Annotated in this window: 19 protein-coding genes; 7 read left to right on the top strand and 12 right to left on the bottom strand. The window is 53.1% G+C overall.

Annotated elements, in window-relative coordinates:
• Nucleotides 1-43 precede the first annotated feature (43 nt).
• Together F0Q32_RS21115 and F0Q32_RS21110 are read right to left on the bottom strand one after the other, a co-directional pair.
• Nucleotides 44-913, bottom strand: a complete 870-nt coding sequence (locus tag F0Q32_RS21115) for a hypothetical protein (protein ID WP_149464652.1) — start codon at nt 911-913, stop codon at nt 44-46.
• A gap of 250 nt (nt 914-1,163) precedes the next feature.
• Nucleotides 1,164-2,663 carry an aldehyde dehydrogenase family protein gene (locus tag F0Q32_RS21110; protein WP_149464651.1) on the bottom strand — a complete coding sequence of 500 codons (1,500 nt, stop codon included), beginning with the start codon at nt 2,661-2,663 and terminating at the stop codon, nt 1,164-1,166.
• Between the two features lie 235 nt (nt 2,664-2,898).
• On the opposite strand from F0Q32_RS21110, the gene feaR reads away from it, so the two are divergent.
• Nucleotides 2,899-3,804, top strand: a complete 906-nt coding sequence (feaR, locus tag F0Q32_RS21105; RefSeq protein ID WP_149464650.1) for a transcriptional regulator FeaR — start codon at nt 2,899-2,901, stop codon at nt 3,802-3,804.
• Here the strand turns inward: feaR and F0Q32_RS21100 are convergent, their stop codons facing one another.
• The 3 genes from F0Q32_RS21100 to F0Q32_RS21090 are packed head-to-tail and all read right to left on the bottom strand — an operon-like array spanning nt 3,805 to nt 6,966.
• A complete protein-coding gene (locus F0Q32_RS21100; RefSeq protein WP_370516897.1) occupies nt 3,805-4,125 on the bottom strand; it encodes a YdbL family protein in 321 nt (106 codons plus the stop codon).
• Nucleotides 4,126-4,135: 10 nt separating this feature from the next.
• On the bottom strand, nt 4,136-4,327 hold the full coding sequence (locus F0Q32_RS21095) for a YnbE family lipoprotein (RefSeq protein ID WP_015964564.1): 192 nt from the start codon (nt 4,325-4,327) through the stop codon (nt 4,136-4,138).
• Nucleotides 4,327-6,966 carry a YdbH family protein gene (locus tag F0Q32_RS21090; RefSeq protein ID WP_149464648.1) on the bottom strand — a complete coding sequence of 880 codons (2,640 nt, stop codon included), beginning with the start codon at nt 6,964-6,966 and terminating at the stop codon, nt 4,327-4,329. Before F0Q32_RS21090 ends, F0Q32_RS21095 begins: the two co-directional genes overlap by 1 nt.
• Nucleotides 6,967-7,316: 350 nt before the next feature.
• On the opposite strand from F0Q32_RS21090, the gene F0Q32_RS21085 reads away from it, so the two are divergent.
• Nucleotides 7,317-8,306, top strand: coding sequence for a 2-hydroxyacid dehydrogenase (locus tag F0Q32_RS21085; RefSeq protein WP_149464647.1), 990 nt, complete (start codon nt 7,317-7,319; stop codon nt 8,304-8,306).
• Nucleotides 8,307-8,448: 142 nt separating this feature from the next.
• On the opposite strand, the gene F0Q32_RS21080 is transcribed toward F0Q32_RS21085, so the two are convergent.
• Genes F0Q32_RS21080 through F0Q32_RS21055 form a run of 6 tightly spaced genes read right to left on the bottom strand, consistent with a single transcriptional unit; the run spans nt 8,449 to nt 14,951 of the window.
• Nucleotides 8,449-9,339: a DUF1861 family protein gene (locus tag F0Q32_RS21080; RefSeq protein WP_149464646.1), complete on the bottom strand. Its 891-nt coding sequence runs from the start codon at nt 9,337-9,339 to the stop codon at nt 8,449-8,451.
• On the bottom strand, nt 9,339-10,397 hold the full coding sequence (locus tag F0Q32_RS21075) for a glycoside hydrolase family 130 protein (RefSeq protein WP_149464645.1): 1,059 nt from the start codon (nt 10,395-10,397) through the stop codon (nt 9,339-9,341). Before F0Q32_RS21075 ends, F0Q32_RS21080 begins: the two co-directional genes overlap by 1 nt.
• Nucleotides 10,381-11,964, bottom strand: coding sequence for an alpha-glucosidase (locus F0Q32_RS21070; protein WP_149464644.1), 1,584 nt, complete (start codon nt 11,962-11,964; stop codon nt 10,381-10,383). Before F0Q32_RS21070 ends, F0Q32_RS21075 begins: the two co-directional genes overlap by 17 nt.
• An 8-nt stretch (nt 11,965-11,972) precedes the next feature.
• On the bottom strand, nt 11,973-12,800 hold the full coding sequence (locus F0Q32_RS21065) for a carbohydrate ABC transporter permease (RefSeq protein WP_149464643.1): 828 nt from the start codon (nt 12,798-12,800) through the stop codon (nt 11,973-11,975).
• A complete protein-coding gene (locus F0Q32_RS21060) occupies nt 12,801-13,667 on the bottom strand; it encodes a carbohydrate ABC transporter permease (protein ID WP_149464642.1) in 867 nt (288 codons plus the stop codon).
• A 9-nt stretch (nt 13,668-13,676) separates the two neighbouring features.
• Complete coding sequence (locus F0Q32_RS21055) at nt 13,677-14,951, bottom strand: ABC transporter substrate-binding protein (RefSeq protein WP_149464656.1); 1,275 nt, start codon at nt 14,949-14,951, stop codon at nt 13,677-13,679.
• Nucleotides 14,952-15,170: 219 nt separating this feature from the next.
• On the opposite strand from F0Q32_RS21055, the gene F0Q32_RS21050 reads away from it, so the two are divergent.
• The 4 genes from F0Q32_RS21050 (at nt 15,171) to hslJ (ending at nt 19,293) form a co-directional block, all read left to right on the top strand.
• Nucleotides 15,171-16,226: a LacI family DNA-binding transcriptional regulator gene (locus F0Q32_RS21050; RefSeq protein ID WP_149464641.1), complete on the top strand. Its 1,056-nt coding sequence runs from the start codon at nt 15,171-15,173 to the stop codon at nt 16,224-16,226.
• Nucleotides 16,227-16,252: 26 nt separating this feature from the next.
• A complete protein-coding gene (locus F0Q32_RS21045; RefSeq protein WP_149464640.1) occupies nt 16,253-17,641 on the top strand; it encodes a phosphomannomutase CpsG in 1,389 nt (462 codons plus the stop codon).
• Nucleotides 17,638-18,708 (top strand): ABC transporter ATP-binding protein, encoded by a 1,071-nt coding sequence (locus tag F0Q32_RS21040; RefSeq protein ID WP_149464639.1) that lies wholly within the window; start codon nt 17,638-17,640, stop codon nt 18,706-18,708. Before F0Q32_RS21045 ends, F0Q32_RS21040 begins: the two co-directional genes overlap by 4 nt.
• Before the next feature lie 144 nt (nt 18,709-18,852).
• Nucleotides 18,853-19,293: a heat shock protein HslJ gene (hslJ, locus tag F0Q32_RS21035; protein WP_149464638.1), complete on the top strand. Its 441-nt coding sequence runs from the start codon at nt 18,853-18,855 to the stop codon at nt 19,291-19,293.
• A 5-nt stretch (nt 19,294-19,298) separates the two neighbouring features.
• Here hslJ and F0Q32_RS21030 read toward each other — a convergent pair whose 3' ends face one another.
• A complete protein-coding gene (locus F0Q32_RS21030) occupies nt 19,299-19,565 on the bottom strand; it encodes a DUF333 domain-containing protein (RefSeq protein ID WP_015964583.1) in 267 nt (88 codons plus the stop codon).
• Nucleotides 19,566-19,890: 325 nt separating this feature from the next.
• Here F0Q32_RS21030 and nifJ point away from each other — a divergent pair, with 325 nt between their 5' ends.
• A complete protein-coding gene (gene nifJ / locus F0Q32_RS21025; protein ID WP_149464637.1) occupies nt 19,891-23,418 on the top strand; it encodes a pyruvate:ferredoxin (flavodoxin) oxidoreductase in 3,528 nt (1,175 codons plus the stop codon).
• The last annotated feature ends 236 nt before the right edge of the window (nt 23,419-23,654 follow it).

Genomic DNA, 23,654 nt, shown 5'->3' with positions numbered 1-23,654 from the left:
ATCAAGTCGCGACTAATACACCTTATCCGGCCTACATCGAGCATTAATCTTTCGTTTCAATTACTTTATTTAAAGTCGTAATAAAGGCATCCCCAGAAATTATCGTTGGAAACATCATTGAGAATTTCTTGCTACCATGACTATCAAGCACATACAGATTTTCTACCCAGCTGTCATTCGTTATGCAATCCGTCTTATTGATGACGATGTTTTTCTCATCAATAACAATACCCTCTTTCGTCAGATAAAGAGCCTTTAAGGATGCATCTATTTTTAAATAATCTGCAATTCGTAATGCGAATGCCCGCTTTAACCACACATTCTTCGCGCTAACATAGTCAAACCTCACCTTTTGTCCCTGCTCGATTTTTTCCTGCAACGCTCTGCTTCTTTGCTCAGCATGAAGCTGCCGGAACAAGGAAATCAGCTTTTCCGAATCGGTATTTAACAGCGAAATGATAATCCAGTCATTTTGTCTGGACTTACGGTAAGCCAGTGAATTTAATTCACCCGAGTAATTTCCACGACCAACAGAGAAGAGATAGACATCCTCAATATCTCTAAAGGGGATATAGGTCTCTTTCCCGCCACATCGACTGGCTATGCCTCCTTCATACACGGTGAAGGTATATTTTGCTTTAACCGACCTGGCAACGAGAAAAGTAATCGCGGCCAGAATCAACAACCCACCACCGACACTCATAAATAATATAAAGGGTGATACAGGCCAACCCGTTGTATCAAAATAAGCCCCACCGTGCGCAGCTTCTCTTGAAGTGGGGATGTTCATTAAAGAAAAACAAAGAATAGCAACACCAATGAATATTACTGCACAAACTATACATCCTATAAATCTAAATTTCGCCCAACCGAAAACACCAACTATTTTCCCTGCATCCTTTGAGATGTTCATCACATAATTCCCTGTATAGATATAAGGCACCAATCACGACTATAATCGTGACAAATTAAATATGTTTCTTTATAACAACAATCAATTATTAAGGCATTGCACGATTTATATTACCAGCATGAAATCATATCGAAAAGAGAAGAGGTCGGATGTGCGAGGAGATTTATAATGAGGGGATGCTTAGCCTGCCCTCTTTCCTGTTGAAAGTGGACAGGCTAAACACTGTTATCGCCTTTAATGAAGGATAAACTTAATACCGCACACACACCGATTTCGTTTCACACCAGCCATCCAGCCAGTCTGGCCCGAAGTCGCGTCCGGTGCCGGACTGCTTCATCCCGCCAAACGGCAGGTTGGCATCGATTAAGGTGTGGCTGTTGACCCATACTGTGCCAGCTTCTAAGCGGTCGCCGTATTCCAGCGCCTGTGACAGATTCTGCGTCCAGACGCTGGCGGTCAGGCCATATTCGGTGTCATTCGCCAGGCGCAACGCTTCTTCGCCATCGGCGACACGCACCAGGTTTACCACCGGGCCAAAGACTTCTTCACGAGTTAAACGTAGCTTCGCGTCCGGGTTAACCACCAACGTCGGCGCAACATAGTAACCGTCGCCCGCCGGGCCGTTTGCGCCACGAATCAGTTCTGCATTGTGGGCCTGGGCATCATCAAGGAATGAGAGCACTTTATCGCAATGCAGGCGCGAAACCAGCGGGTTGATGTGCGCAGATGGCGACATACCTGGCCCCACCTGTAACGACTTCACTGCCTGCTCAAAACCACTGACCAGCGTGTCGAACAGTGGTGCTTCAATATAAATGCGCGAGCTGGCGGCGCACACCTGACCCTGGTTGAGGAAGCTCCCGGTCATCAGGCCTTCAATCACCCACTCCGGGTTCGCATCTTTCAGCACAATCGCCGGATTTTTTCCGCCCAGTTCCAGCGTCACGCGGGTAAGACGATCGGCGGCGGTACGCGCGATCTGCTTACCCGTCGCGGTCGATCCAGTGAAGCTCACTTTCGCCACGTGGGGATGCGACGTCAGCGCCGCGCCGCACACCGCGCCGGACCCGGTCACCACGTTAAATACGCCTTCCGGGACGCCTGCTTCTACCGCCAGTTCCGCTACGCGCAACATGGTGAGTGGCGTGGTTTCGGACGGTTTAATGACGATGGAGCAACCTGCTGCCAGCGCGGGCATCACTTTCCACATACCAATCATCAGCGGAAAGTTCCACGGTACCACGCCCGCAACCACGCCCACGGGCTCTTTACGCGTCCACGCCTGATAGCGCGCACCTTGCGGCAATGGAATGGAAAGATCCAGCGTTTTACCGGCGATCTTCGTCGTCAGCCCGGCGGTATAGCGCATCCAGTTCAGGGTACAACCCACTTCAAAAGCGCGGGAAATAGCGATGGATTTGCCCTGCTCCAGCGTCTCCAGTTGTGCCAGCTCTTCGCTATGCTGCTCAACCAGATCTGCAAACCGCAGCAGGATACGTTCACGCTCTGCCGGTAAACGCCCCGCCCAAACGCGTGATACAAACGCTTTCCACGCCGACATCACCGCCAGGTCAACGTCTGCCACGCTGGCATCAGGGGTAGAGGAGATTGCCTGCCCGGTCGCCGGGTTAAAAATCGTCAGCCGTTTATCGCTCTGTGACGGCACCTGTTGGCCATCGATCCAGAGACCGTGCTGGCGGTCGAGAAATTGTTGTACGTTATTAAGTACCGCTACGTTTGCCTCTGACATAGATTTTCCTTATTACTCACCCATCGTGATTTCAGTCTACTCACTCTGTGAGAATGGCGCTTTTTTCCCCGTGACATTCGTTTTGTCTGCTGTGACAGGCTCCGCAAATAGCGACAATAGTCGACCTCCCCCCTATAACTTGTGAGACTTCTTTCCTATAGTCAGCGTCATTAGCTTCGTTTAACGCAACATAAATGCAACACTGATAAAACATTTAACAGAGCGATACAGAGCCATGACCCCCGTTGTTAATCGTGATTTTGAGCACTGGCTGACCCAGATTAATCAGGTATGCGGCAATTTTGCCGGGAATCCGTTGGCGGACGATTTTGTCGGCAAGCTGGAAACCAGCTATGCCAAAGGGTTGAAACTCAGCACCGTCACCACCCGTGGCGCCACGCTGTTTCGCACCTCGCAGGAAATCAAAGGGAGCGATGACGCCTGGTTTTATACGGTGTTTCAGTTGAGTGGTCAGGCGATGATGGAGCAGGACGACCGTCAGGTGGTGATTGGCGCGGGGGATATCTCGCTGATTGATGCCTCCCGCCCGTGCTCGCTGTACTGGGAACAGGATTCACGTCAAATCTCTCTGCTGCTGCCGCGCACCCTGCTGGAGCAGCATTTTCCGCATCAGAAAATCGGCTGTGCCGAGCGCTTGCCCTCGAACCTGCCAATGGTGCAACTGAGCCATAGCCTGTTGCAGGAGAGCATGAACAACACGGCGATGTCCGAGAGTGAAAGCGAAGCCGCATTACAGGCGATGGTGTGCCTGCTGCGCCCGGTGCTGCATCAGCGTGAATCCACCCCACCGCGCCGCGAGCGTCAGTTTCAAAAGGTGGTCACGCTGATTGACGATAATATTCGCGAAGAGTCGCTCCGCCCGGAGTGGATCGCCGGAGAGACGGGAATGTCGGTGCGCAGCCTGTACCGCATGTTTGCCGATAAGGGGCTGGTCGTCGCGCAGTATATTCGTAACCGTCGCCTCGATTTTTGCGCCGAGGCGATTCGTCACGCAGGGGAAGATGAGAAACTGGCCGGGATTGGTTTTAACTGGGGATTCACCGACCAGAGCCATTTTTCAACGGCCTTTAAACAGCGTTTTGGCCTGACGCCAGGCGAGTACCGCCGTAAGAGCCGCTGATTATTTGCGGATCCACTTGCCGTTCAGCCCCTGAACATACTCACCGGGCTGTGCTTTGGCGATCAGCTTTTTACCCGCCAGTTTTGCCACTTCATCGACCGGAATATTGTTTGTTTCCGCCAGTTGCTGATAGCTCTGACTACGCGCCTGATTGATGTTCTGCACCAGCGCCGTCGTCTCTTTATCCTGCTTTAAGGCCGCGATATAACCGCTTTGCGTCTCGCCCACGCGCCCCTGTTGACGGGCTTCATTCAGCGTCAGCGCCATCGCTTGTACGCTGAAAAGCCCCAGCGCCAGCAGTGCCCATATGCGTTTTTTCATCATCCTGGCCTCAGAACAGATCGCTACGTGACTTCAGCAGATTTTCCACATCTTTATCGACTTTAATGTGGATCTCATGTTCAATTTTCACGTTCATATTGATGGTAATAGGCTCTTTTGGCGCGGCCACTTCGATGCGTGGCGTGCAGCCCGACAGCAGCGTGGTTGCCAGCAAGCCCAGCATAGCGATGGTGATTTTCATTATTGCTCCTTACATTCCTTGCCGCCATCACACCGCGAGACCGGAAGCGTCGCGTGTTGCTCAAGCCATGACTGTAGATTGTCGCCAAAGCGCAGGCTTCGCCACAAATCAAAAACGTTTTCCTGATGCGTGTAATTTAAATGCACCGTATTACTTTTGCCATCGACACGGCTGGTGCCGCTGATTCTCGCGTCCAGGGTCAGCATTCCGAGATTATCTAAATTGATTTTCGTCCACGAGCGGGAAATTTCCATATACCGCAGCCAGTTAATGGCGGCCCCGGCGGCGATATTATCCTCGACAATCGCATCAGCCATGTCTTTATCCACGCGCAGCGTCATCGGTCCGGGGTTATTCAGCCAACCGTCTTTGATTATCCATTTGTCGTTATTCAGCCACAGCGGCAGCGCGCCGTTCATCGCACCAGACATAGCGAACTGTTTGGTATTCACTGCGCTAATCAGCTCGCTGGTCGAGATATTTTGCAGGCGCAGCAGCGCAGGATCATGCTGCGGCATGCGAAGCTGTTGCATGGTGAGTTTGCCGCCCAGAATATCGACGCTGACGTTGCTTAACTGAAGTGGTGACGCTTCGCTGTAAGGCCAGGTGCCCTGTAAATCGGCGGTGACGTTTTTCGCCGTGACCTGGTTGACGATTTCGGCGATACGCAGTGAGACAGGGTGACGCGTGCCTAAATCCCAGATGCCCTCCTTAAAGCGGAAAGGCAGCACAAAATCGACGCCGTTGACCTGATTATCCGGCATCCAGGCGCTACCGCCCTTCAGCACGCCGTGTCCGCCCGCTTCAAAACCTTGCCCCGCAGCAGCAGAAAACGCCACCTGAGCATAAAGTTCACCATCGCGCAGCGCCATTTTGAGATCCGGCGGAACGAGTGGCTGGAAGACGGTTAGCGATTGTTTCGGCCACCACGCCTGACCGCGCAGACGCTCGCCATCCCAACGGCCACTGAGCTGTATCGGGCCAATCGCCTGCGCGCGCAGGTTACCTTTGAACAGGAAGAACGTCGGGTCGCGCCCGTCAACGCTAAATTTGAACGTTGAGGGCGGCAACACGCTGCCGCCGGTAAAGGTGGTTTCTTCCGCATCGAGCGAGAGCGCGCCCTTAAAGGAAGGATGCTGTTCATCACGCACCCAGCGGATGGGCTCCTCCAGCACCAAACGGGGTTTCGCCATCGTCATGGTGCCGTACTGCAATTTATCGAATCCGGTAGAGAGCGTGTTGAGCACGATCGCGCTGTCGCGCCATGCACCGGTACCCTTCACGTCCCAGCGCGCCTGCATCGGCGTAAAGTGACCATCGCCCCAGTAGCGCCATTCCCAGGTCCCTTTATCCGGCAAAAAGTTGTCGGCTTGCCCATCAAGGTGCAGAACAAAATCACCTGTGGCATCCTCATGGGCTTTTAAAATCGCCTGCAGGCGACCATCCACACCCTGACGGGCGACTTTAACACCCGCCAGTGGCCAGCGAATGTCATCGATATTCAGGGAGTCAATAATACGGCCCCGCGAGCGCAGAAGTGCACCGGGCAGGAAGGTCAGGGTTGGATCTGTGAGAATACCTTTCAGATGCGCAGGCAACACCGCATAGAGTATCAAATCTCCCTGCTTCGCTTCGCCCGTCAGTTGCAACGGCATATCGCTGTTTTCCATGCTGAGTTTGCCGGGGCCAATCGTCAGCACGGCGTTGCCTTTACCCGCATCGCCTGAAGTAAGGACGTTCAGGCGGCCCGCGATTTGCATCTGCTCCAGCCCTTTCTGCCAGTCGTCAACTTTCAGACCTACGCGTCCGCTGAGCGGAATGCCTTCCTGGAAAGGCCAGCTCCAGCGGCCATCGCTAAGCGTGAGCTGCTGTTCGGTGAGCGTCCATGGAAGATCGAGTAACGGGTCCGGCTCGCCGCGCGCGATGGCCAACAGTTGCCCCTGATTGCCATTCCAGTCCAGTTCCGCATCCACCAGCGGGGAAATTTGCGGCAACTGGAATGTCGATTCAACATGCCCCTGCACCGGCAAACCGTCCGGTACCAGCGGCATGGTAAATTTCCCCACCAGCTTCAGCGGCGGTTCATTATCCATCACCTGCGCTTCAAACTGGCTGACCGTCAGGGATTGCCCTTCAAGGCGTGCGCTGAGTTTCGCGTCCGGCCCGTCATAACGAATCTCCTGGCGCTGCGGGGTCAGCGACAGCGTGAGTTTTCCCTGCCACTTTTCCCACGGTGCAAAACGCAGATTATCAATAGTCAACCAGGTGTTTGGCAGCATCGACTGCCACTCAGCGAGGGTGCGCGGCGCACCCGGTACGGCATCCGTTTGAGGGAGTTTGCTAAAACAGACGGAATTGATATTGACGCTACCGGCATGGAGCTTCCAACGGCTCGGGTGTGAAAGGGAAACGTTCTCCACCCTTGCCAGGGTACATTCACCCGCGAGATATCTCAGGTCAGGGATGTGGAGCCCGCTGCGGGTAATTTTGGGGCTTTGTTCAAAAGCAATTCGGGTTCCGGCCGGTAGCCAGATCCCGACGAGCGTCGGCACCCAGTAACCCAGCGTCATCGCCAGCGTTAACGGCAGGAGAATAATAAGCAGAATTAGCGCTAAAGCGGCTTTGTATTTACCCTTCATGGGTTAATTAATATCCAGATTTATCAAGCGTAAAAGCCGTGTATGACCAATATTGTGTCATGCCAGACCTGATAGATAAAGCTTAGGTGCATTAATAGCGTAGCCTGCGCTGGCGAAACGGACGCATTTAAGTTGAAACTTACCGTGTTAGCCACATATAGACAGAGGCGTTACTGCTACATGCAAACCGCATCAGAACCAGAGATTATTATCTGATACGGAAAAGAATAAAGGTCTTATACTGACCTTCAGGATCGTCTCTATCGCGCTGAGTATCAACTCTTTTTTATAAATTGTAAGATAATTTTAGCCATGCTAATCTGGCTCAAAAATCACCGGAGAAAAGTCTTATGAAAATCGCCGTTTATAGCACAAAGCAGTACGACAAAAAGTATCTGCAAAATGTGAATGAGGCTTATGGCTTTGAGCTTGAATTTTTCGACTTTCTGTTAACGGAAAAAACCGCCAAAACGGCCCACGGCTGCGAAGCGGTGTGTATTTTCGTCAATGATGATGGCAGCCGTCCGGTGCTGGAAGAGTTGAAGAAAAATGGCGTCAAGTACATCGCTCTGCGCTGTGCGGGCTTTAACAACGTCGATCTTGATGCGGCTAAAGAGCTTGGTCTGCGCGTAGTGCGCGTTCCGGCCTATTCGCCGGAAGCCGTCGCCGAACACGCCATCGGCATGATGATGACGCTGAACCGCCGCATTCACCGCGCGTATCAACGTACCCGTGACGCCAACTTCTCGCTGGAAGGCCTGACCGGTTTCACCATGTACGGTAAAACTGCCGGGGTGATTGGTACCGGGAAAATAGGTATTGCGGCGCTGCGTATACTGAAAGGTTTCGGCATGCGTCTGCTGGCATTCGACCCCTATCCGAGCGCTGCGGCGCTGGAACTGGGCGTTGAATATGTCGACCTGCAGACGCTGTTTTCTCAGTCGGACGTTATCTCCCTGCACTGCCCGCTGACGCCGGAAAACTATCACCTGCTGAACGCCGAGGCGTTTGCTCAGATGAAAGACGGTGTGATGATCGTGAACACCAGCCGTGGCGCGCTGATTGATTCTCAGGCCGCCATTGATGCACTGAAAAATCAGAAGATTGGCTCGCTGGGGATGGACGTGTACGAGAACGAACGCGATCTGTTCTTTGAAGATAAGTCTAACGACGTGATTCAGGATGACGTGTTCCGTCGCCTGTCTGCCTGCCATAACGTGCTGTTTACCGGGCACCAGGCTTTCCTGACCGCCGAAGCGCTGACCAGCATTTCCGAAACGACGCTGGAAAACCTGCGTCAGATCGACAAAGGCGCAGATTGCCCGAACGCCCTGGCGTAAGTGCGCGCGGTTTGCCGGGTGGCGCTTGCCCGGCAAACGAAGATAACGCTTGTAGGCCGGATAAGGCATAGCCGCATCCGGCAGTCTTGCACAATGCCCGATGCGCTACGCTTATCGGGCCAACGTGAGAGCAGACGGCAATTCAGCACACCAGCCACTGCACTTCGCAGTCGCTTGTTCCGCAGAAAAGAAGCCTCCCCTCCGGCATCTGTAACCATCCCGCAGGGAACACCACATCACGCAAATCGTCGCGCTTGCTCTCCCCTGGCAGAAAATCATCACGACACGCAACGATCTCGATTGGCGAACTTTCTCCATTGCGATAATCAAAGATAAACCGCGCCGCATAGTAGTGACGGTTTAACTTCGAATCAAAATGCGCCACATGTGCCAGCACCTCTACACGCCCGTCTGGCAGCAACTGCGCACTGTTTACGCCGCACCAGTCCATACTATCGACATGATGCAGTAAAGTGGCTTTGGCGATCGGCGCCTCATTGAGATCTTTAAGCGTGTCAATAATCGTCCAGCCAATCATCCCTCGCCCGCCAATGGCCCCCTGGGGCCGGGTAAACACCAGCACACGATCATCTGGCAAAGAGACCAGTCGGATATCTTTCATTCCCCACGGGCCCTTTGTCATCAGGCGCATATGGGAAATTGATGGCCCGGCCCAGAACTGGGTGCGCCAGCGTACAGGTTGGTTATGCGCATCAAATTCGACCTCTACGCCGCCGACAACGCGCTGGTTATCTATCCAGCAAACGAAGGGGTCCTGAAGCGCGAAACGCGGCGCATCCTCCACCAGCAACGCATCGTTAAGCCCATCCCACTCAAAAAAGCAGACCTCAGACATTTCGCTCGCGCGTGCTTCCACACGCGCGGCGATAAGCCACCTCTTTGCGTCACGAAAAGGCGCGGACGGGTTGTAGATATCCACGCCTTTCACGCCGTGAAAGCGTATTTTCCCAGCGGTGCGCGGCGTGCGTTGCGCAAGATAGCGCTGATAGAGTTCGCTGACGCGGGCGACCATCACACCAGCCTCAGGTGACGCCAGAGGGCATCCAGAGGCCAGGTCGCCAGCGCGGTACACTCATCCGCTGCACCGTACCAGACATGCAGTACATCATCACGAATCAGCGCACCGCAGGTGAACACCACATTACCGAAAAAGCCTTCGAGCTCATATGGCGCGGCGGGTTCCAGCAATGGCACGGGTGATTTCGCCAGAATTTTAGTGGGATCGTTAAGATCGAGGAGTAACGCCCCAAGGCAGTATCGCTGGTCAGCATCCACGCCGTGGTAAATTTCCAGCCACCCGCGTTCGGTTTTAATCAGCGGCGTACCGCCGCCGGACTTGCGCGCATCCCACTCGTCACCAGAGCGGCCCAGCAAGTGGCGATGGTTACCCCAGTGCAGCATATCTGGCGATTCGCAAATCCAGATTTCCGGGTGGCCGAAGTGACACGGAGCCGGGCGGGTCAACGCCATATAGCGGCCATTCACTTTTTCCGGGAAGAAACAGACGTCGCGGTTATCCGGGCACAGAATCAGCCCTTTCTTCTCGACGCTAACAAAATCGCGCGTTGTTGCCAGCGCGGTTGAGATCCCCAGTGAGGAAACCGCAGAATAATTGATGTACCAGGTGTCGTCGATTTGGGTAATTCGCGCGTCTTCGCAACCAAATTCTTCATATTGGGTGTCGGCGATAATAAAAGGATGATCGTCGATGGTGAAATTCACCCCATCCGAGCTACGTGCCAGCCGCAGATGCGACATCGACGTCAGCCAGAGTTGCGCCGGGTCGCTTTTCAGTACAATGGTGCGAGGGTCACTGAAATCATAGCGATCATCACGTCTATCAAACGACGTGGTCGATTCCATCCAGCCCGCATCCGTTTTTTCCAGCAGCGGCACGATAATCAGATTAGGATCGCGGCTAATCACGCTTTCCGCGACCCGCAGCAGCAGAATGATCTCATTGTTATATTCGGTCACGCCGGTATTGAACACGCATTCCACCTTCCTGCCAGGCAGAGACGGCACGATGTCTGCCGGGGTGATCAGCGGGTTATTACTGTGCCTGTTCATAAACTCTCCTTTTAATTAAACAGTGATTCTTCGCAAGCTCAGGGACATCCTCGCCATAGAGAACGTCGGCTGCGATGGCGTGCCACGGGTTAGGCAGAGGTTCACCAAAATTGACTGCGACCCACACCTGTTCGGTAGCACTGCTACGTGAAAACCAAATGCACGCATTGCTTAGCATCAACGGACCTTGCTGACCGTGGTGTAAGACGTCGGTGCGGCGACGCAGCGAGATAAGTTGCTGGTATTGATGCCAAAGCGATGATGCGTCCTCTTGCTGCGCCTGCGCATTAAGCGTGGCAACATCACCGGTGACAGGCATCCATGGTGCGACCGATGAGAAACCGCCATTAGGCGCATCCCGCCAGGGAATGGGGGCTCGCGAGCCATCGCGCGAGTGATTCATCGCCACGGACAGCGCCGCTTCAGGCGAGTTCCCTGCGGCCAGCGCCGTTTGATAATGGGTGATACCCTGGATATCAAACAGTTGTTCTGCGCTTTGCGCACGATAGTCGGTCAGCCCCAGCTCTTCCCCCTGAAAAATAAACGGTACACCGCTGACGGTCAGTTGCAGCGCCAATACTGCCAACGCACGTGCAGTATCCCGCTCGCTTTCGCCAAAACGGCTGATCATGCGAGACATATCGTGGCTGGAGAAAAAGAGCGTGGGCAGGCCGGTCTGTTGCTCAAGTGTGGCCTTCAACGCCGCGTAGAGGCTGGCGACATCAAAAGTTTTTTGGCTACCAATGTTAAAGTTAAACACCACGTCCATCAGCGTAGGGCTTTGATAACGTTTGAGTACCGCTAAGTCGTCGCTGCCAATCTCGCCAATCAGGAAAAAATCCCCCCGCTGACGTACATAACGGCAAAGCCGTTCCAGGGTGGTAATAATGCCTGGCTGGTTAATATCGTATTCGTGCTTCTGCGCCCCCTCTTCTTGCGGGTTATCGGCGAGCACGCCGTCTGTGGTGAGAAAGTTAATTACGTCGAAGCGGAATCCATCGACGCCCTGTGCAATCCAGAAATCAATAACGCGATGAATCTCTTTCTCGACCTGCGGATTCGCCCAGTTCAGGTCAACCTGCTGAGGCGCAAATTTATGATAATAGTACTGGCCGGTATCTGGCTCTGCGGCCCACGCGCTACCCGAGAAAAACGACTGCCAGTTATTGGGCTGGTCGCGAAAAATAAAGTAATCACGATAGCGACTGGCCGGGTTATTCCAGGCGTCTTTAAACCAGGGATGCTCAGAGGAAACGTGGTTCACCACCAGATCAATAATGACGCGAATACCCCGCGCATGGCAGCCCGCCACTAACTGGCGAAAATCATCCATATCGCCAAAACGTTCATCCACCGCGCAGTAGTCGCTGATGTCGTAGCCGTTATCCACCAGCGGCGATGGATAAAACGGCGTAATCCACACCGCACCTATCCCGAGCGACTGCAGGTAATCCAGTTTTGAGATAAGGCCAGGGAAATCACCCAGCCCATCGTTATTGCCATCGCAGAACGACGGCAGATAAATTTGATAGCAGGTTGTCGCCTGCCACCACGGTTTACTCTCCATAGCGCACCTTATTTGAGTGACAACGACATCCCTTCAAGGAAGTATTTGCGGAACACAATAAACAGAATGACGATAGGCAACATTTGCACCACTGAACCCGCAAGCACCGGCCCGAGGTAAACGCCATACGATTTACTGAAGGTCGCCAGCAGCACGGAGAACGGCATTTTGTCCACCTCGCGCATCACAATAAGCGGCCACAGGAAGTTGTCCCACGAACTGGAAAAGGTGAACAACGCGACAATCGCCAGAATGGATTTATTCAATGGCATCATGACATGACGCAGGATGCCCCACAGGCTGGCGTGATCGAGACGTGCCGCGTAGAGATAATCGTTTGGCGTACCCTTAAAGCTTTGCGACACCATAAAAATCCCCCACGCGCTCATGGCATAAGGCAGAATCATCGCGCTATACCTGTTGATAAGCCCCAGTTCCCGCATCAGTACAAACTGCGGAATAATGAACATGAATACCGGGAAGACCATTTGCACAATCAACAGGTTACGAAATGCATTTTTGCCACGAAACTCCGTTTTTGCCACAGCATACCCCACCAGCATGGAAGTGATTGTCACGCAGGCGGTAATGGTGATGGAGACAAACAGCGAGTTGCATAATGTCCGTAAAAACGGTTTATCAGCGCGATTACTGTTATCAAACAAAAAGGTGTAGTTCTCCAGCGTCAAATGACCGGAGAACAACCCGGTGGTATAGATTTCCGCCGTCGGTTTCAGTGACGAGATGACCATCCAGATAAACGGATAGAGCCAGGTTAGCGCCAGCAGAAACATCAGCGCGTGGATTACAAGACTCAAGGGAGTGAGCTTTTTCATTCACACAATCTCGATATTTTTTTCATACAGTTTGCGGAAGATCCAGATCGCCAGGAAGCTGCATGCCGCCACGATAATCGACATGGTTGCCGCCCAGGTGGGTTTCATTTTCTGGAACGCCACTTCATACATCACCACCATCGGGCTGGTGGTGCTGTTGAGTGGGCCGCCGCCGGTAATCAGGTACGGTTCGTTGAAGATGGCAAAAGCCACGGTCATCGCCAGCACCACCACCATCACGATTTGCGCGTTCATCATCGGTAAGGTGATTGCCCAACTCTGTTTAAATTTCCCGGTTTTGTCTAATAACGCCGCACTGTAAATATCCTTCGGAATAGCCAGCATGCCGGAATAAAGTATGAGCCCATAATAACCCACAAATTTCCACGTAACGATTAGCGCAATGGATAACATCGCACAGTCCGGGTTGGTGAACCAGGGCACTGAAACGCCCAACCATTCACGTAAAAATTGATTCACCGGCCCGTACTCGCTAAACAATTTAGAAAAAACGATGGAGTAAGCCACGCCCGACGAAATATTGGCCAAAAGAAAACTGAGGGCAATAAACGATTTACCGTACTTAATTTTCTTCAGGCCGGCCGCAAATAACATTGATGAAATAAATACAATCGGCAAATACCACATTAAAAAACGGCACACGTTCCACATGGATTGCCAAAAGAGTTTATCCTGCATTACGCCAATTAAATTTTGCAGACCGGTGAATTTCGGTGTGCCAATAAACTGCCATTGGGTCACACTAAGTACTGCCAACCAGGCCAAAGGATAAAACCAGAATACAAGTGAATATCCGACCCAGGTGGAGGCCAAAAGGCCTCCGGTGCGGGAATCATATCCAGCCATTATTTCCCCTTATTTCGCCAGTAGGGTGTTAATTTCCTGGGATGATTGCTCAAGCGCTTTAACGGGATCGGTATTTTTGAAAATCACTTCTTCCAGCATTTGCGTCATGCTGCGCTGAATTTCCGTGGTTTGCGTGGTAGCAACCGGTGGCAGCGCAACATCAACATACGACGCTATCTCTTTTTCCAGCGGATTTTTATCAAAGTAGCTGACAAAGGTTGGGTTGCTGAGCAGGTCGGCACGCGCTGGCGGCATCCCGGTCAGCTCAAGCCAGGTACGGTCATGTTCGGCATTGCTGAACACCCATTGCATAAATGCCCAGGCTTCGGCTTTGTGCTTACTGGAATTGAAGATAACCATTCCTTTACTGTCGCCAAAGGTGTGCGGATGCGCGGAACCTTTTTCCGTCAGCATAGGGCCAATCTGAATGGATTTCAGCACTTCCGGGTACTGCTTACGATAACGGGCAAGATCCCAAGGGCCACGCGCGGAAGCCAGCACCTGCCCGCTTGCCAGCGGATCGTCTGCAGAGGTGAAGTCGTAGCTACTCCATTTGCTGTTGAAGACTTTTCCCATAAACGTTAGTACAGACAGCCCCGAAGGGTCGTTAAACTGCGCTTTATTATCAATAATATAGGATTGTCCATTGCTCTGCGCGTAGTACAGTGGGATAAGGTCGAACCAGCGCTCCCACCAGTTTTTCCCGGCGGTGAGCTGGATGGTGTAGCCGTTGTTATCCTGCGCGCGTTTTTCCGCCAGTTGGTAGAGTTCATCGTAGCGCGTAGGCACATGGTCAAAACCGTATTGCTTGAGCAAATCACCGCGCCACCACCAAACGATGGGGTTAACATAAATCGGCAACACGGTCTGTTTGCCGTTTAGTTTCCACGCAGGAACAATATTTGTCATTTGACGATTTTTAATCAGCTCATCGTAACCCGGCATTTTCGACAGGTCTTCAGTTTGGCCAATTTCATCGAGCTGGCTCGCGAAACCGATAAAGATATTGCTGGATAAATCAGGTTCCGTTCCGGATGCCAGCGCATTCATTATGGCTTCTTCGGAACTATTTGCCGCAGGAATAGTGGTGAATTCGACGGGGGTATGTGACGGATCTTTATTCCACTCTTTTACCATCGTATTCCAGAAAGCTTCTTCATTCTCATTCGGCGCCACCCACATTTTAATTGGCGTTTTCGCCGTTTCATCCGCCGGTTTTTCATCTGGGCCACAGCCAGACAGTGAAAGCATCAGTAATGCTGATGCCGTTAATTTAGCAATCATTGCGGTCTTCACTTTATCTCTCCTCTTCCATAGAAAGGACAATTAAATCATTGAAAGCTGCTTTTGAATGGAGCGTAAATTAGCACCCTGCTTTTTTGTTTAACGTTAAACACATCACAAAACTATTTTTGTTTAACGTTAAACTCAGCGCCAGTTGAATTTAAAAAACACAAAAACATTTACTAAGAGAATATATAAATAAAAAATATAGATTATCAGATGAAAATAAATCCACGTGATAAAAATAATACACCACGCATTACCATCAAATCATTGGCAACGGTATTAGGCGTCTCGCACACCACGGTTTCTAATGCATGGAATAATCCGGAAAAATTGTCGCCTGAATTACGCGAACACATTTTACGTTATGCCAATGAAATTGGTTTTCAGGGTCCGGACAAACTGGCACGCGCACTGCGTACCGGGAAAGCCAACACCATTGGCGTCATTTTTAATGACTCAATGAGCTATGTGTTTATCGATCCCCATGACATCGCGCTGATGCGTGGCATCGCTTCGCGCTGCGAGGCACAGGACGTCAATCTGGCGTTAATTCCTCTGCGTAAATCGCAGCAAACCGGAACCACCTCGCTCACCGCACTGGTTGATGGCTACATCCTCAATGCCACCCACAACAGCGCAGATGTCATCCAGCAGATCCTGGTTCGCGGCCAACGCGTGGTCACGCTGGATTTCCAGTTTCCGGGTTACAGCAGCGTGTCTATCGACAACGCGGGGGCGATGCACGACGTCGCCCACTATCTGCTGGGCAAAGGACATCGTCGCTTTGGCATTATCGCCTTCGCATCACAGGCCAATGCCCTCGGAATGCGCTCCCTCAGGGAGCCCATCACGGGCGATAACACCCTGATGCTGACCCGCGTCAACGCCTGCCGCGACGCTTTTCTGGCCAATGACGTGAATGTTGATCGCTGCTGGCTATACGAAACTCGCCACGATGAAGATCACGGGGAAACCGCTGCACAGGCGCTCCTCACCGCTCACCCTGACATTACCGCTCTGATATGCCTTTCTGACCGCTTTGCCGTCGGCGCCCTTCGTTATTGCCATCGCGCCGGGCTGGCAGTGCCTCAACAAGTCGCCGTTACCGGGTTCGATAATCTGGCGGTCGACGTTGATGGCGTAGGGCTAACCACCATTGCGCAAAACGCAGAGCGTAAAGGGGAAATCGCTGTGGAATTACTTTTAAACACCGGGCCCGTTACCCATTATGAACTGCCAAGGCAGCTCGTCATCCGGGAATCGGCCTGAGAATTCAGTAAACCGAAGAGTAGATTATGGACGAACTAACTTGTTTTAAAGCCTATGACATTCGTGGCGAAGTGGGCGTCAATCTGACCCCGGAAATCGCTTTTCGCATTGGCCGCGCCTGGGCGGCGTGGCTGCATCCGCGCCGGGTCGTGGTCGGTGCCGATATCCGCCTGAGTTCTGAAACATTGAAAAACGCCCTGATCGATGGGCTGACCGCCAGTGGCGTCGATGTAATAGATATTGGCCTGAGCGGCACAGAAGAGATCTACTTCGTCACGCGCGAACTGCGCGCGGACGGCGGTATTCAGGTCACCGCCAGCCACAATCCAGCCAACTACAACGGTATGAAGCTGGTGCGCGAAGAAGCGCGGCCGGTCAGTAATGATAATGGATTGCTGGAAGTGAAAGCGTTGGCCGAAAAGAATCAGTTCCCCCCCACCGTCCATCGCGGCCAGGTGATTCACTACGATAATCGTCCGGCATGGGTCGCCTGCCTGCTGCGATTTATGCATCATGCACCGATTCGCCCGTTACGCATTGTGGTGAATGCCGGGCATGGTACCGCTGGCCCGGCGCTGGATGCGCTGGACGCCGGGTTGAAATCACGGGGGATTAACGTCGAGTTTATCCGCATACATCACCAGCCGGATGGTACCTTCCCGGCGGGCATCCCTAACCCGATGCTGGCCGAAAATCGTCAGGCCACCCGTCAGGCGGTCATCGATCATCACGCCGATTTTGGCGTTGCCTGGGACGGCGATTTTGACCGCTGCTTCTTCTTCGACGAGCGCGGCGAATTTGTCGAAAGCTACTATCTCGTGGGCTTGTTCGCCGGGCATTTTCTCCGGCAGGTATCAGGAGAAACCATCCTCCTGGACCCGCGCCTGACCTGGAACACGCTGGAGAGGGTCGCCCAGTCAGGCGGTAAACCAATTATCAGCAAAACCGGCCATGCATTTATCAAAGCCCGTATGCGCGAGGAAGACGCGATTTACGGCGGCGAAATGAGCGGTCATCACTATTTCCGTGATTTTGGCTACTGCGACAGCGGCATGATCCCGCTGGTGCTGATGCTGCAAATTATCGGCCAGGATAAGTGCTCTCTCTCCTCTTTAGTGACGCTGGCACAGGCACGTTTTCCGGTATCTGGCGAATTGAACATGACCGTTGCCGATCCCGCGCATGTGATGGCCTGCGTGGCGCAGCACTATCAGCATGATAAAGCACAGCGCGACGACTGCGACGGACTAAGTCTCGATTTTACCGACTGGCGCTTTAATCTGCGCGCCTCCAACACCGAACCGCTGTTACGGTTGAATGTGGAAACCCGCGCCAGTGTTGCCCTGCTGGCGGATAAAACTGATGAACTCCTCACCCTGATTGCCGTGCATCGAAATGACAAGGAGACGCTATGACCGCGCTGAGCCTGAAAAACATTCACAAGGTTTATGATAAAAGCACCATTATTGAAAATTTGTCGCTGGAGATCGCGTCCGGGGAATTCATCGTGCTGGTGGGGCCGTCAGGATGCGGGAAATCAACCCTGCTGCGCATTATCGCCGGGCTGGAGTCGCCCGATGGCGGCACACTTAAAATGGGCGATCGCGATGTTACGGACGTCGCCGCTGGCAAGCGCAATCTGTCGATGGTATTCCAGTCATACGCCCTTTACCCACATATGACGGTGAAAGAAAACCTGTCGTTTGGTTTGCGCAACCTGCGCACGCCGGCCGATGAAATCGATAAACGCATCACCCATGCGGCGACAATGCTTAAGCTTGATGAAATGCTCGAACGTTTACCGCAAAATTTGTCAGGCGGTCAGCGCCAGCGCGTGGCAATTGGCCGCTCCATTGTCCAGCAGCCTGAGCTCTTTCTGTTTGACGAACCGCTCTCCAACCTGGATGCCGCACTGCGTGTCGAGATGCGCCAGGAGATTCAGCAACTGCATAATACCCTGCAAAATACCATGATCTATGTAACGCACGATCAGGTTGAAGCAATGACCCTCGCAGACCGGATTGTGGTGTTATATAAAGGGAAAATTGAGCAGGTTGGTACGCCCCTGGAGCTCTACAATCATCCGGCAAACCTGTTTGTCGCGGAGTTTATCGGCACGCCTAAAATCAATATTCTGCCGGCCGTCTGGCGCGAAGGGGCATTGCATATAGCAGACACGATCACCTTCCCTCTTTCTCAGCCGCTAACAGGGGTTAGCGAAGGTGATAAAGTGTTTGTCGCGATTCGTCCGGAACACATTCAGTACCAGCAGGCGGGCGATTTCTCATTGACGGCACAAACGCGACTTTGTGAACTTCAGGGGGATTCCACGCTGGTGTGGATGGACCTTAACGGACATTCACTTTGTCTGAAATCATTCCAGCAGTTGAGCTTCACTCCGGGCACAACCCTCACGCTCAGCGTGCAGGAATCTCACCTCCATCTTTTTGATGCGCTTGGGAAAAGAGTCGCCGACCGCTAAACTTTTTGTCTGCGGGCATAAGGTGATACGAATGCCCGCATAAGACTTTCACGAAGCACTTTCAGATAATCCCCACAGACTCTGTTGGTTGTAAAGTTACACTCCAGAAACATTGATTGAGTGAATAATCTCTCGGGGATACTAATGAACAGAAAGGTCTACCTGGTAGCAGCCGTTGCACTGCTGGCGGGATGTGTCTACAACAGCAAAGTCTCGACGGGCGCGGAACAACTTCAGCACCATCGCTTCGTACTGGAAAGCGTAGATGGCAAAGCGTTAACGAAGAGTAAAACGCCACTGGAACTCAGTTTCGGCCAGCAAACGGGGATCATTCATCAGTTGCACGTTTCGGGCAATATGTGTAACCAGTTCAATGGTACGGGTCGTGTGTCTGACGGTGAGCTGAAAGTTAAAGAACTGGCGATGACGCGCAAGCTCTGCACCGACCCGCAGCTTAACGAACTGGATAAAACAATCAGCACTATGCTTTCTCAAGGCGCACAGGTTGATTTGACCGAGTCGCAATTGACCCTGGCCACGGCGCAGCATACGCTGATTTATAAACTGTCTGACCTGGTAAATTAACCGGGTTAGTAATTCCCACAGCTTCCGACGGCGAGGGATTGCTCGCTGCAACGTTTACCGTTAGGTAACGCACACATGCCGATACTGGAACCGTCGAGCTGTCTGGCCACAGAAAGTGAGCCGCCAATCATGGCGCAGTTAGCTTGCCCGGAATTGGACATGGCTGCTCTCATTCCTGGTGAAACGTGTGCGGCGGTAGCCTGCTGAACGGGCTCACTGCTGCACGCCGACAATAATAAGGCAGCACACCCCACGAAAAACGCTGCTCGCATGTGTCTCTCTCCGTAGCAAAATAATTAGCAAACCTATGCATCATAGGCATCAGAAGCCGGTCCGTCGAGAGAGGGAACGCGCATTTATGCGCTCCAGAAACATTTTCTGTCAATTTTTATGACCAGAATCATCTGATGCGGGTCACTACTCTGCATCAAGGACACAAAAGCAAAAATGATTCAGCCTGACGTTTGCTAGACTTTATAAGAAATCATCCCCAGTAACGTCGCGGATTTTTGTTGGCTTTACGACGTACAGAATGATGTTTATCAGGTTCGCGGATTTTTCCCCGAGCGTCTTTTTGCGCAATGTAAGGTGTTCTCAATGATCACAGTTGATGGTAATGGCGCAGTAGCAAGCGTCGCGTTTCGCACCAGCGAAGTTATCGCGATTTACCCCATTACACCCAGTTCCACGATGGCTGAACAGGCTGACGCCTGGGCAGGCAACGGCCTGAAAAACGTGTGGGGCGATACGCCTCGCGTGGTCGAAATGCAGTCTGAAGCCGGGGCCATCGGCGCCGTGCACGGCGCATTGCAGACCGGCGCCCTCTCCACCTCTTTCACGTCATCGCAGGGATTACTGCTGATGATCCCAACCCTGTACAAACTGGCCGGTCAGTTAACGCCGTTTGTGCTGCACGTCGCCGCGCGTACTGTGGCCACACACGCGCTTTCAATTTTTGGCGATCACTCTGACGTGATGGCCGTCCGACAGACCGGTTGTGCCATGCTGTGCGCCGGTAGCGTACAGGAAGCGCAGGATTTTGCGCTGATTTCCCATGTCGCTACGCTGAAGAGCCGCATTCCATTTATTCATTTCTTCGATGGTTTTCGGACGTCGCACGAAATTAACAAGATTGTGCCGCTGGCTGATGACACCCTTCGTGCGTTGATGCCAGAGGAAGAGATTGCCGCGCACCGCGCCCGGGCGCTAAATCCGGAACATCCGGTTATCCGTGGCACCTCTGCCAATCCGGACACCTATTTCCAGTCTCGTGAAGCCACTAATCCGTGGTACAACGCTGTTTACACGCATGTCGAGCAAACCATGCGCGACTTCGCTGATGCCACCGGTCGCGAATATAAACCGTTTGAATACTACGGCCATCCCCAGGCGGAACGTGTCATCGTCATTATGGGTTCCGCCATCGGCACCTGCGAAGAAGTTGTCGATGAACTGCTGACGCGCGGTGAGAAAGTGGGCGTTCTCAAAGTACGACTGTATCGTCCTTTCTCAGCGCAACATCTGCTACAGGCGCTGCCGGAAAGCGCGCGTAGCGTGGCGGTGCTCGATCGTACAAAAGAACCCGGTGCACAGGCCGAACCGCTTTACCTCGACGTGATGACCGCACTGGCGGAAGCCTTTAATCAGGGCGAGCGCGAAACGCTGCCGCGCGTTATCGGTGGCCGCTACGGTCTCTCCTCGAAAGAGTTCGGGCCGGAATGTGTACTGGCCATCTTCAGCGAACTCTCGCAGGCAAAACCGAAACCGCGCTTTACCGTCGGGATTTATGACGACGTTACCAACCTGTCGCTGGCGCTGCCAGAAAACAGCCTGCCGTCACGCGCGAAGCTGGAAGCCCTCTTCTACGGCCTCGGCAGCGACGGCAGCGTTTCTGCGACGAAAAATAATATTAAGATTATCGGTAACTCGACGCCGTGGTTTGCGCAGGGTTATTTCGTTTATGACTCGAAAAAAGCCGGCGGTCTGACCGTGTCGCATTTGCGCGTCAGCGAGGAGCCGATTCGCTCAGCTTACCTGGTGGCTCAGGCCGATTTCGTCGGCTGCCACCAGCTACAGTTTATTGATAAGTACCAGATGGCGGAACGCCTCAAACCTGGCGGTATTTTCCTGCTCAATACGCCGTATCACGCGGATGAAGTGTGGGCGCGTCTGCCACAGGAAGTGCAGGCGGTGTTGAATCAAAAAAAAGCGCGTTTCTATGTGATTAACGCCGCGAAAATCGCCCGAGAATGCGGCCTGGCAGCGCGCATTAACACGGTGATGCAGATGGCGTTCTTCCACCTGACGCAAATCCTGCCGGGCGATAGTGCGCTAATGGAATTGCAGGGCGCGATTGCCAAAAGCTACAGCAGCAAAGGCCAGGATCTGGTTGAGCGTAACTGGCAGGCGCTGGCGCTGGCCCGCGAATCGCTGTTTGCCGTACCGCTGGAGCCAGTGGTTGCCAGCAGCCCGAACCGCCCACCGGTCGTTTCCGACGCCGCGCCTGATTTTGTGAAAACCGTCACCGCCGCGATGCTGGCGGGCCTGGGCGATGCCCTGCCCGTCTCTGCGCTGCCGCCGGATGGTACCTGGCCCGTAGGCACCACAAAATGGGAGAAACGCAACATTGCCGAAGAGATCCCCATCTGGAAAGAGGAACTCTGTACCCAATGCAACCACTGCGTCGCTGCCTGCCCTCACTCGGCAATCCGCGCCAAAGTGGTCTCCCCGGAAGCAATGGAAAACGCGCCATCTTCCCTGCACTCGCTGGATGTGAAATCCCGCGATATGCGCGGTCAGAAATATGTTCTGCAGGTCGCGCCGGAAGATTGCACTGGCTGTAATTTGTGCGTCGAAGTTTGCCCGGCCAAAGACCGACAGAACCCGGAAATCAAAGCCATCAATATGATGTCGCGGCTGGAGCATGTGGAAGAAGAGAAAGTGAACTATGACTTCTTCCTTGACCTGCCAGAAATAGACCGCAGCAAACTGGAACGTATCGACATCCGAACTTCGCAGTTGATCACCCCGCTGTTCGAATACTCTGGTGCCTGTTCTGGTTGCGGCGAGACGCCGTACATTAAGTTACTGACCCAGCTTTACGGTGACCGTATGCTGATTGCCAACGCCACCGGGTGTTCTTCAATCTATGGCGGGAACCTGCCCTCTACGCCGTACACCACCGATATTAATGGTCGCGGCCCGGCATGGGCGAACTCACTTTTTGAAGATAACGCCGAATTCGGCCTTGGCTTCCGCCTGACGGTCGACCAGCATCGCCAGCGCGTGATGCGTCTGCTGGACGCCTTTGCAGAGCACATTCCGGCAGAACTGCATGAGGCGCTGCACGCCGATGCCACGCCGGAAGTTCGCCGGGAACAGGTCGCTCAGCTTCGCGCGGCACTGGCAAATGTTGAAGGCGCGCAAGAGCTGCTGACGGACGCCGATGCGCTGGTCGAGAAATCGGTCTGGCTGATTGGCGGCGACGGTTGGGCCTATGATATTGGCTTTGGCGGTCTGGATCACGTGATGAGCTTGACCGAGAACGTCAACATTCTGGTGCTGGACACTCAGTGTTACTCCAACACCGGTGGTCAGGCCTCGAAAGCCACCCCGCTCGGCGCAGTCACGAAATTTGGCGAGCACGGGAAGCGCAAAGCGCGTAAAGACCTTGGCGTAAGCATGATGATGTACGGGCATGTGTACGTGGCGCAGATTTCGCTGGGCGCGCAGCTTAACCAGACGGTGAAAGCAATACAGGAAGCGGAGTCGTATCCGGGGCCGTCGTTGATTATTGCCTATAGCCCGTGTGAAGAGCACGGTTACGACCTGGCTCTGAGCCACGATCAGATGCGTCAGCTGACTGCATCCGGTTTCTGGCCGCTGTTCCGTTTCGACCCGCGTCGTGCCGATGAAGGCAAAATTCCGCTGATGCTGGACTCTCGCCCGCCGTCAGCGGCGCTGGATGAAACGCTGATGAACGAGCAGCGCTTCCGCCGTCTTAATACGCAGCAGCCGGAAGTGGCAGAACAGCTCTGGAAGGATGCGGCAGACGATCTGCAAAAACGTTATGACTTCCTGGCGATGCTGGCGGGTAAAGCAGAAAAACCGGCCGCCGGAGAATAAGTTTTTGCTCAATCAGTAAAAAAAAGCCCGAATAGTTATTCGGGCTTAAATTTTATAAAGACGAAAATAAAAACGGCACACGTCAATAAAACAGTGTGTGACAATAAAGGCATATAACGGCAGCATCTTACTGCGAAAACCCCGCTTTGTATAATTTATATTTTGTATATATCCACTGAATATATTCATCACAACTATCACTGTTTCACAGGAATTATATTCTTGAGAATTTGCTT

The sequence above is a fragment of the Pseudocitrobacter sp. 73 genome (assembly GCF_008369545.1).
GTDB classification, from domain to species: Bacteria; Pseudomonadota; Gammaproteobacteria; order Enterobacterales; family Enterobacteriaceae; genus Pseudocitrobacter; species Pseudocitrobacter vendiensis.
This window is presented reverse-complemented; position numbering and strand designations above follow the sequence as displayed.

Excerpts from the sequence above, each read along its gene's own strand:
- F0Q32_RS21115 (WP_149464652.1), bottom strand. The coding sequence starts at position 913 with ATGAACATCTCAAAGGATGCAGGGAAAATAGTTGGTGTTTTCGGTTGG.
- F0Q32_RS21110 (WP_149464651.1), bottom strand. The coding sequence starts at position 2,663 with ATGTCAGAGGCAAACGTAGCGGTACTTAATAACGTACAACAATTTCTC.
- feaR (WP_149464650.1), top strand. The coding sequence starts at position 2,899 with ATGACCCCCGTTGTTAATCGTGATTTTGAGCACTGGCTGACCCAGATT.
- F0Q32_RS21100 (WP_370516897.1), bottom strand. The coding sequence starts at position 4,125 with ATGAAAAAACGCATATGGGCACTGCTGGCGCTGGGGCTTTTCAGCGTA.
- F0Q32_RS21095 (WP_015964564.1), bottom strand. The coding sequence starts at position 4,327 with ATGAAAATCACCATCGCTATGCTGGGCTTGCTGGCAACCACGCTGCTG.
- F0Q32_RS21090 (WP_149464648.1), bottom strand. The coding sequence starts at position 6,966 with ATGAAGGGTAAATACAAAGCCGCTTTAGCGCTAATTCTGCTTATTATT.
- F0Q32_RS21085 (WP_149464647.1), top strand. The coding sequence starts at position 7,317 with ATGAAAATCGCCGTTTATAGCACAAAGCAGTACGACAAAAAGTATCTG.
- F0Q32_RS21080 (WP_149464646.1), bottom strand. The coding sequence starts at position 9,339 with ATGGTCGCCCGCGTCAGCGAACTCTATCAGCGCTATCTTGCGCAACGC.
- F0Q32_RS21075 (WP_149464645.1), bottom strand. The coding sequence starts at position 10,397 with ATGAACAGGCACAGTAATAACCCGCTGATCACCCCGGCAGACATCGTG.
- F0Q32_RS21070 (WP_149464644.1), bottom strand. The coding sequence starts at position 11,964 with ATGGAGAGTAAACCGTGGTGGCAGGCGACAACCTGCTATCAAATTTAT.
- F0Q32_RS21065 (WP_149464643.1), bottom strand. The coding sequence starts at position 12,800 with ATGAAAAAGCTCACTCCCTTGAGTCTTGTAATCCACGCGCTGATGTTT.
- F0Q32_RS21060 (WP_149464642.1), bottom strand. The coding sequence starts at position 13,667 with ATGGCTGGATATGATTCCCGCACCGGAGGCCTTTTGGCCTCCACCTGG.
- F0Q32_RS21055 (WP_149464656.1), bottom strand. The coding sequence starts at position 14,951 with ATGATTGCTAAATTAACGGCATCAGCATTACTGATGCTTTCACTGTCT.
- F0Q32_RS21050 (WP_149464641.1), top strand. The coding sequence starts at position 15,171 with ATGAAAATAAATCCACGTGATAAAAATAATACACCACGCATTACCATC.
- F0Q32_RS21045 (WP_149464640.1), top strand. The coding sequence starts at position 16,253 with ATGGACGAACTAACTTGTTTTAAAGCCTATGACATTCGTGGCGAAGTG.
- F0Q32_RS21040 (WP_149464639.1), top strand. The coding sequence starts at position 17,638 with ATGACCGCGCTGAGCCTGAAAAACATTCACAAGGTTTATGATAAAAGC.
- hslJ (WP_149464638.1), top strand. The coding sequence starts at position 18,853 with ATGAACAGAAAGGTCTACCTGGTAGCAGCCGTTGCACTGCTGGCGGGA.
- F0Q32_RS21030 (WP_015964583.1), bottom strand. The coding sequence starts at position 19,565 with ATGCGAGCAGCGTTTTTCGTGGGGTGTGCTGCCTTATTATTGTCGGCG.
- nifJ (WP_149464637.1), top strand. The coding sequence starts at position 19,891 with ATGATCACAGTTGATGGTAATGGCGCAGTAGCAAGCGTCGCGTTTCGC.